This window comes from uncultured Campylobacter sp., assembly GCF_938030685.1.
Taxonomy (GTDB): Bacteria; Campylobacterota; Campylobacteria; order Campylobacterales; family Campylobacteraceae; genus Campylobacter_B.
On the sequence record NZ_CALHHX010000164.1, the window covers coordinates 1 to 8,502 of the forward strand.

8 protein-coding genes are annotated in these 8,502 nt (G+C 50.8%); 6 read left to right on the forward strand and 2 right to left on the reverse strand.

Annotation, left to right across the window (positions count from 1 at the left end):
* The first annotated feature begins 417 nt into the window (after positions 1 to 417).
* Together thiF and Q0369_RS07285 are read left to right on the forward strand one after the other, a co-directional pair.
* On the forward strand, positions 418 to 1,212 hold the full coding sequence (gene thiF, locus Q0369_RS07280; RefSeq protein ID WP_298097989.1) for a sulfur carrier protein ThiS adenylyltransferase ThiF: 795 nt from the start codon (positions 418 to 420) through the stop codon (positions 1,210 to 1,212).
* A gap of 544 nt (positions 1,213 to 1,756) precedes the next feature.
* Positions 1,757 to 2,518, forward strand: coding sequence for a thiazole synthase (locus Q0369_RS07285; protein ID WP_298097993.1), 762 nt, complete (start codon positions 1,757 to 1,759; stop codon positions 2,516 to 2,518).
* A 305-nt stretch (positions 2,519 to 2,823) separates the two neighbouring features.
* Here Q0369_RS07285 and Q0369_RS07290 read toward each other — a convergent pair whose 3' ends face one another.
* Positions 2,824 to 3,441, reverse strand: a complete 618-nt coding sequence (locus tag Q0369_RS07290; RefSeq protein ID WP_291939819.1) for a tetratricopeptide repeat protein — start codon at positions 3,439 to 3,441, stop codon at positions 2,824 to 2,826.
* A gap of 220 nt (positions 3,442 to 3,661) precedes the next feature.
* Here Q0369_RS07290 and thiH point away from each other — a divergent pair, with 220 nt between their 5' ends.
* The 4 genes from thiH (at position 3,662) to Q0369_RS07310 (ending at position 7,676) form a co-directional block, all read left to right on the forward strand.
* Complete coding sequence (gene thiH, locus Q0369_RS07295) at positions 3,662 to 4,795, forward strand: 2-iminoacetate synthase ThiH (protein WP_298097996.1); 1,134 nt, start codon at positions 3,662 to 3,664, stop codon at positions 4,793 to 4,795.
* Positions 4,788 to 5,450 (forward strand): hypothetical protein, encoded by a 663-nt coding sequence (locus Q0369_RS07300; RefSeq protein WP_298098000.1) that lies wholly within the window; start codon positions 4,788 to 4,790, stop codon positions 5,448 to 5,450. The genes thiH and Q0369_RS07300 overlap by 8 nt, the downstream gene beginning before the upstream one ends.
* A complete protein-coding gene (locus Q0369_RS07305; RefSeq protein WP_298098003.1) occupies positions 5,444 to 6,481 on the forward strand; it encodes a thiamine phosphate synthase in 1,038 nt (345 codons plus the stop codon). Before Q0369_RS07300 ends, Q0369_RS07305 begins: the two co-directional genes overlap by 7 nt.
* A gap of 178 nt (positions 6,482 to 6,659) precedes the next feature.
* Positions 6,660 to 7,676, forward strand: coding sequence for a pentapeptide repeat-containing protein (locus Q0369_RS07310; protein ID WP_298098008.1), 1,017 nt, complete (start codon positions 6,660 to 6,662; stop codon positions 7,674 to 7,676).
* A gap of 28 nt (positions 7,677 to 7,704) precedes the next feature.
* On the opposite strand, the gene Q0369_RS07315 is transcribed toward Q0369_RS07310, so the two are convergent.
* Positions 7,705 to 8,412 (reverse strand): DUF3108 domain-containing protein, encoded by a 708-nt coding sequence (locus Q0369_RS07315; RefSeq protein ID WP_298098011.1) that lies wholly within the window; start codon positions 8,410 to 8,412, stop codon positions 7,705 to 7,707.
* Between the last annotated feature and the right edge of the window lie 90 nt (positions 8,413 to 8,502).

Sequence of the window (8,502 nt, forward strand, 5' to 3'; positions counted from 1 at the left end):
AGCTTTTAAATTCGGCGGATCGCTCTAGCGCTTCGCGACTTTAAATTTAACCGATAAGCGGAGGATTAATGCGCTAAATTTGGCGGATTTAGCTTGCGCTGTGTATTTCGTACAGAGGCTCTACGATGGCGCCGTATTAGCTGAACGCAATGCGCGCAGTAGGCTTAAAACATGACGCGTTAAAGCACGATGAAATTTTTAGATCAAAATCGCACGCGATGCGCTCGCTACGCCCCGCGTGCATTGCAGCTCATGCGAGCGTTTGCGCGGTGCGTAGTAGCCACGCAGATTTCTGTCGCAATCGCGCCACAATACCGCATCAATGCGCGCTATATTTGCGCAGATGCAAGGCTCCACGCGCAAGTTTAAATTTGCGCGATAAATTTAAACGGCAAAAAGATAAAATTTAGGATCAAAATGCAGATAAAATTAAACGGCAAAGCTTACGAAACGGTCGCGAGCGATCTTGACGGGCTGAAGCGCGAGGTTAAATTTAGCGGCGAGATCGCTGTGATAAACGGCTATGCGAGCACGCAGAACTGCGAGCTGAAGGCGGGCGATGAGCTCTTTTTGCTCGCGCGCGGAGCGGAGCTAGCGCCGCAGGAGCTTCGCGCGCTGATGTTTGCTCGCAACGCCCCCGCCGTAAACAAGGCGCTGCAAGGCTCGCGCGTGGCGATCTGCGGGCTCGGCGGGCTCGGCTCAAACGTCGCGATCCTGCTTGCGCGCGCGGGCGTGGGCGAGCTCTTTTTGATCGACTTCGACGTTGTCGAGCCGACCAACCTCAACCGCCAGCAGTACGAGATCGGCGATCTCTACAAGCCAAAAACGGACGCTCTGCGCGAAAGAATCGCGCGCATAAACCCGTTCGTGCGCGTGCAAACCTTAAACGAGCGACTTACCGCGCAAAACGTAGCCGAAATTTTAAAAAACGAGCGTATAATTTGCGAGTGCTTCGACGACGCGGCGGCGAAAGCGATGATTTTCGACGCGCTTGGCGGCACGGATCGCTTTTTGATCTGCGCTAGCGGCATGGCGGGCAGCGGCGACGCCAACGAGATCCGCACGACGCGGCTCGGCAAAAACGTCTTCGTCTGCGGCGACCGCAAAAGCGCCGCGGCTCAAGGCGTGGGACTGCTTGCGCCGCGCGTAGCGATCTGCGCCGCACATCAAGCAAACGTCGCGCTTAGGCTAATTTTGGGCGAGGAGGGCTAAGCCTGGCCGCCCATCGCGCGTCTGCATTTCTAAATTTATGTGCCTTTGTGCATTGCCGCTAAATTTAGCTTTGCGCGATTATTTTTGAGAAGCGGCGAGCGTTTCGGCGGGTATACGGCGCGCGTTTTTAAAACGGCGTAAAATTTACTGCGCGCTGTGCAAATTTGGCCGCGAAATTTAGCCGTGAGATCTAAATTTAAACGACGAAATTTAAACCATTTGTCGTGCGCAGCTCGCGTGTAAGTAGAATTTTAAAATTTATTCGGCGCGAGCGAGCTGCTTTTGAACGTAGGATTTAAAATTCCGCGCAGCGAAGCGAGCCGCAGTCTGCGCGTGAAATTTTAAAATTTTGTGTCGTGGCGTAAAATTTGACGAGAAATTTTAAAGCTTGGACGCGGCGTCGTGCGGCGCATTAAAATAGAGATAGAAGCAAGGCGCACAATCTGTGCCGCAATTTCGCGCTGTGTATAATGCGCCGCGCAAGCGCTGATATTGCGCTATCTGCGCCGTATGTGAAAACAAAATTTAAACTAAAGAGGATAGAATGGACGATAAACTGATCTTAGGCGGCAAGGAGTTTAGCTCGCGCCTGATAATGGGCTCTGGCAAGTTCGATCACGCGATGATCGACGCCTGCGTGCGGCACGCGGGCTGCGAGATCGTCACGCTTGCGCTGCGCCGCGTGAACGAAAGCAAGAGCCGCAATATCTTGGATTTCATCCCTCGCGGCGTCACGCTGCTGCCGAATACTAGCGGCGCACGAAACGCCGAGGAGGCGCTGCGGATCGCACGGCTAGCGCGTGAGCTGGGCTGCGGCGACTTCGTAAAGATCGAGATCATAGGCGACAGCAAATACCTTCTGCCCGACAACGCCGAGACGATCAAGGCCTGCGAGGCCCTAGCGCGCGAGGATTTCGTGCCGCTTGCCTACATGCACGCGGATCTGTGCGTCGCTCGCGATCTGGTAAGCGCAGGGGCTGCCGCCGTGATGCCTCTGGCTGCACCGATCGGCTCCAATCGCGGGCTGATGATGCGCGGGATGATAGAAATTTTACTAGACGAAATCGACGTGCCGATCATTGTAGATGCGGGGCTCGGCGCGCCTAGCGAGGCCTGCGAGGCGATGCAGATGGGCTGCGCTGCAGTGATGGTAAATACGGCGATCGCCACGAGCGGGGATCTGGCGCTGATGGCGCGGGCGTTTGCGCTCGGCGTGCAGGCGGGGCGCGATGCCTATCTGGCGGGGCTTGGCGCCGTTTGCAAAACGGCCAGCGCAAGCTCGCCGCTAACGGGATTTTTGAGATAGCGGTTAAAATTTTAAACGCGGCTTGGTTGTGCTAGCCGTGTTTTTTGCGCCGAATTTGCATTTCTTGGGTTTGTATAGATACATATCGCGCAAGGTTTTTGCGCCATGTGAGTTAAATCTCAGCACACTTTGTTAAGCCCTATGCCGAACGATATAAATTCCGCATTTCGCTAGGCATCTTAAAGTGTAGTGGCGAAAAGTATAATTTGGCAGCGGTGTAGCGCGCAGCAGGCTCGGCGATCAAATTTTAAAATTTAATCGGGCTGAAAGCAGCCCGATCGAGAGAAACCCGATTGATCGGCGGGCTATTTTAGCATGTCGTATTTATCGCAGTATTCTCGTAAAGAGTCTTTATCGTAGCCGAATAACCCTGGGTGTTTTTTGCCCATTTCGCAGGCCTTTTGATAGTATTGTGTCGCCCTTGCTCTGTCGCCACCTGCTTCAAGAACTGAAGCAAAATTCCCGCACGCCATCCAACTTCCCGCATCGCAGGCTCTTCTGGCATATCCCATAGCCCGCGTCATATCCATTTTAATCCCTTTACCATTTGCATACATATAACCTAAATTGTTGCAGCCGTCTGCATATCCGCCGTCGCAAGCTTTATCGAATAGTTCGACAGCCTTTTTATAATCTTTTTTCACCCCTTTACCACCATGATACATTGCTCCCAAATCCGAGCAGGCTACATAATCGTTTCCGTCGCAAGCCTTTTTAAAGTAGTAAAGTGCTTTTTTATAATCCCTATCGGATGCGTTTCCCCCGAACAAGGTCGGATTTTTATAAAGAGCGCCGGCGTAACTGCAAGCCTCAAAATCACCTGCTTCGCAATTTTGCTCAAATTGTTTAACTTGCTCTTTGCTAAAAGTTATGCCAAAAGCCAAAGAGCCCAACAGGGCTAAACCTAAGATGATTTTTTTCATTACTTCTCCTTAAAATTTTGCAAAAGTATATTCTTTCATCTTTTAATAACCACTAAAATTTAAAATGCGAATAGACACCCCTCATTTTGCAATTTTTTACCGAAATCCTGCTAAAATGCGCTTTTAAACCAAACGAAAATAAACTTTGCGGCGCGTAAATTTGCACGCGCAAATGTGTCGCATAGAATTTAAATGAAAATTTAAAAGGAAAATTTTAAAGATGATGGGAACCGGCTATCTAGCGGGCATGGAGGATATCGGAAGCGAGATGATGCAGAGCACGCTTGTTCTGCGCGAGGGCTTTTGCGAGGAGGCGAGCGAGGCTGACGTGCAAAGGGCGATCAGCGCGAAAAATAGGGATCTGCGCGATTTTGCGGCGCTACTAAGCGTGCGTGCGGGCGAGCATTTGGAGCAGATCGCACAAGCTGCGGCGCGCGAGAAGGCGGCGCATTTCGGTAGCAACGTTGCCGTTTTTACGCCGATTTACATCTCAAACTACTGCGATAATCTGTGCGTTTACTGCGGCTTTAACTGCAAAAATAAAATCGCGCGCGCAAGGCTTGATGAAGCGCAGCTAAAGGCGGAGTTTGAGGCGATAGCGGCGACGGGGCTAGAAGAAATTTTAATCCTCACGGGCGAGAGCGAGAAAAACAGCCCCGTGCGCTACATCGGGCGCGCCTGCGAGCTCGCGCGGCAGTATTTTAAGGTAATCGGCGTCGAAATTTATCCGCTAAACTCCGCCGACTACGCCCATTTGCACGCTTGCGGCGTCGATTTCGTCACCGTTTTTCAAGAAACCTACGATCCCGCGCGCTACGCACAGCTGCATCTTGCGGGTAACAAGCGCGTTTTTGCGTATCGTTTCGCAGCTCAAGAGCGCGCGATCAGAGGCGGTATGCGCGGCGTGGGCTTTGCGGCGCTTTTGGGGCTCGGAGACTTCCGCCGCGATGCCTTTGCGACGGGCGTGCACGCGTGGCTGCTTCAGCGCAAGTACCCGCGCGCCGAGATATCCTTTTCGGTGCCGCGCCTGCGCCCGATCATCAACAACGACAAAATAAATCCGAAGGACGTCGGCGAGCGCGAGCTGCTGCAGGTCATGTGCGCGTATCGACTGCTGCTACCAAGTGCGCAGATCACGATCTCCACGCGCGAAAGGGCGGGCTTCCGCGACAACGCGATCAGGATCGCGGCGAGCAAAATTTCGGCGGGCGTGAGCGTGGGTATCGGCGGGCACAGCGAGCAGAGGGGCGACGAGCAGTTTGAGATCAGCGACGCGCGCAGCGTAAGCGAGGTCTGCGAGGCGATCCGCGCAGGCGGGCTGCAGCCGCTGATGAGCGAGTATATCTATGTGTGAGAGCGCAGATATGCGAGCTTGCGCCGCGAAACTTCGGCACCAAAGGCTTGCTTCGGCGGCGAAATTTTTAGAATTTCATGCGGCGAAATTCTGCGCTCGCATGGGTAAAATTTGTAATGCTTTTTTAAGAGGCGAGATTTGCGGTGCGTTACTTGCGGGCAAATTTAGTGCCGCTAGACGCAGCAAAATTCGTAGCGTAAAATACTACGCCGAATTTTACAGCGCCGCACGCCGAGATAAAATTTTAGACATCGTGTTAGCGAACGTTAGGAATTCTGGGCTCAAAAATGCGTGTGTAAATTTGAGGCCTAGGAACACATACGTGGATTTAAAATTTAAAGGCAGCACAAATTCCGAGCCCGCGGGCGGCTTAAATTTTAAATTTAAAAACGGTACGAGCTTAAGGTTCTTATGCGGCGGCAACGCAAAGCCGCTGAAATCGAGGAACTTTGTGAACGCTTTAAGCTTTAGCGTTGCGGCGGAAATTTCAGCTCTTGTTCTGGCAGGCGAAATTTTGAAATATGGCGTAACAGCGGGGATTTCGGCGCTTGCCTTAGCAAGTAAAATTTTAATTCCTAGCGCTACGGGCGAAATTTTAAGTTTGAGTGCTGCTTCGCGCACGGATTTTGGGCTTAAAGGAGCGGGCGAATGCTAGATTTAGAGCTTGCTTCGCGCATTACGATCATCACAAATCGCGCGCTCTGCGGCGGCGAGGCGGCGCTGCTCGCGCGCATAGTGGATTTTGCCACGGCAGGCGTAGGCGAGATCGTCGTACGCGAAAAGGATCTGGACGAAGTGGCCTATGCGGCGCTGTTTGGTAAAATTTTACGCGCCTGTAAAAGTGGGTTTTGCGCGGATATGGCCCGCAAGCACAGTACCGCTACGGATGAAACACGGCCTAAAAATTTCGCTTGCGTTTTAGATGAAATTTTGTCTGAAAATTTTACAGGCGCTGCAAACTGCGCGAATGATAGCGCGCCGGGTGAAATTTCGCTTCGCGGTGTCGTATGCGAAACGAAATCCGCGACAGAAGGCGTATGGGGCACAGAAAATGCGGAAAGTATGCAGGGTGCGCAAAGTACAGAAAATGCGAATGATGTGCATAGTGTAAAAAACGCGGGGAGCTCGAATAGCGCGCAGTACGCAGAAAACTCGGAAAGTAAAGAGGGCGTAGAAAATTTACAGAGCGTAAAAGGGGAGGAAAACTCGCAGAGCGCGGAGGGCGCGCAGAGTGCAGAGAGTGCAAGGCGCCTGCCCGCGATCTTTATGCATAATTTTGCAGATTTTGCGCTGCGGGCGGGCGAGAGAAATTTATGGCTGCCGCTCGGGGTTTTGCGGAGCTTCAGCGCGGTGCGCGGCACGGAGTTTTTGCGCGCAAATTTCAAAAAACTGGTCGCTTCCTGCCACAGCGAGGCGGAGGCGCGCGAGGCGCTGAAGCTGGGCGCGAGCGCGATCTGCCTAAGCCACATCTTCGCGACCGATTGCAAGGCGGGGCTCGCGCCGAAGGGGCTAAATTTGATCCGCGCCGTGCGTGGGTTTTACGGCGGCGAAATTTATGCGCTGGGCGGCATAACGCCGCGCAATTTTGTCTCTGTCCTACGCGCGGGAGCCGACAGGATCGCTGTTATGAGCTCAGTGATGACGGCGCGGGACGCGAGCGATTTCATAAGAAAATTTAAAAAATGAATCGATCCGAAAATGCGATCCGTTTCTTTTGCCGCGCCCTTGCTGCCGTAATTGCGCTGTATGCGGCGCGATGCAAAACACATTTTAAATAAAATCAAAAATGCGCGAAACAGGCGCGATTTATTGCGATTTAAGCCTGAAATTATAAAATACGAGCGTTTAAGCTTAAGGATATTTTTTGGATAAAGTGCGGCTTGAGGAATCTAAAAAGCCTCTAAACGAACGACGTCGGACTTTCAAGCAAAAGCTGCGAAAAGGTGCTAGCGCCGATATCTTTGACGATGCGGATCTAAGCGATGCAACGGATCGCAGCTCATTAAATTTAAACGATACAAATTTGAGTAGCAAAAGCTTTAAAAATGCGAATTTTAATCAAATAGACCCCGAATCGCAACCCGATCATCTTTGCGGCGCAAATTTCCGAGATAGAAATTTAAACGACATGAATTTGAACTCAAAAGATGAGGTAAAATTTCAAAATTTAAACCCGGGTGGTATTTCATCGCGGGGCGCTAAAACTCGTGATTATGACAAAGAGCCGCTAGTCATCAAAGACTATATGCCGATCGTAAATATTATAGCTATAGTAGCGTTGCTTTGTTTTGCTATGTTTATAAATTTAGTGTCCAACATCCCTTATGATAGAAAAGTTGCGAATATCCTGCTCACCGCACCTTTGGTTGCTAGGGCTCTTAAGGGTTTTTCACAGCATTACGGAAGGAAATTTATATTTTTAAACTCAAGCATAAAATGTATAAAATCAGGCGAGCAGCTTGTAATGAAATTTGATGATATTTTATATTTTAAAAAGACTTTCGCACTTGTTTATGAAAGCGAAACACGAAAATATACGGAAACGGAAAGAATTATAGGAAAAACCTGCCTTGCCATATACGTACTCGCTTATATTTATGGCGCGATATTTGATGACCCTATGATAGTCTTTATAATGTTATTTTGCTGCATGGGGGCAATTATCTTTCTTTTTATACCGCAAATGATTTTTCATCTATTTAAGGGCGGCTTATTTTCATGTAGGTTTGTCGATGCTTTAATTATAGACGCGCTTTACAATAAATTTTTTATATTTATACCCACTAATAAAGAATATAATGAGCTTAAAAAATATATGAAATTAAAATTTAATAAAGATCTAGACGCGCCAAATTATCTTTTAAGAGTTAAAAATTTTTAACTCAGGCATTTTTCGAATTTACGAAGTCTCATTCCACAAGCCGCGCGCGGATGTCGCCGAAGAGTAACACGTCTTTCAAAACGGCGCGATCGGCGTAACCGCGCTCGTTTAGGCTCAGGTGCAGCTCGCCTCGGCTGCTCGAAAATATCGGCTGGTTGATGAAAACCACGTAAATCGCCGCAGCCTGCTTATCTGCGCCCGCGCCGCGCCCTTTAAAATTTGCGTCTGTTGTGCTGGTTTTCGTATCTGCTCCGCTAGAGCTTGCGCTTGCCGTTGCGCCGGAGTTTGCATCCGCATCACTAGGCGGCGCGACGCCAAGCTCGCTCGCGATATTTGCAGCGGCGCTTCCGCGCGGCCTTTCGATGTCGATCCTTCCGTCAGCGCTCTTTGCGCCTGCGGCTCGGACGAAAAATTTATCGCCCGAGTGCGGGATTTTGGAGAAATTGAAAAACAAACTCAGCAGGTCGTTCGTCGCAAAATAGGGCAAAATTTCGTCGCTTACGAGCTGTAGCTCGCCGCCCGTGCCCTTGAACTTTTGAAATTTTATCGTTTTGCGCGCGTAGTCGAAGGCGTAGGTTTTGCGCTCGTTTTTCGTCGTTTTGCCCTTTTTGCGCGAGACCTCGTGGATGTAGAGATCGGGCATCAAAAGCCCCGCCACGATGCGCCCCTTCGAGCGGAAGCTCTCGCGCCTTTGCCCACTTAGGCTGCCCGCGACGCCCTGCGCAACGGCGTCCATGACGATCTCGTAGCGATCGCCCTGCCGCACGAGCCGCGTGTTTGCGCTGCCGACCGCGCCGAAAACGCCGAACGAAATCTCATATTTCGC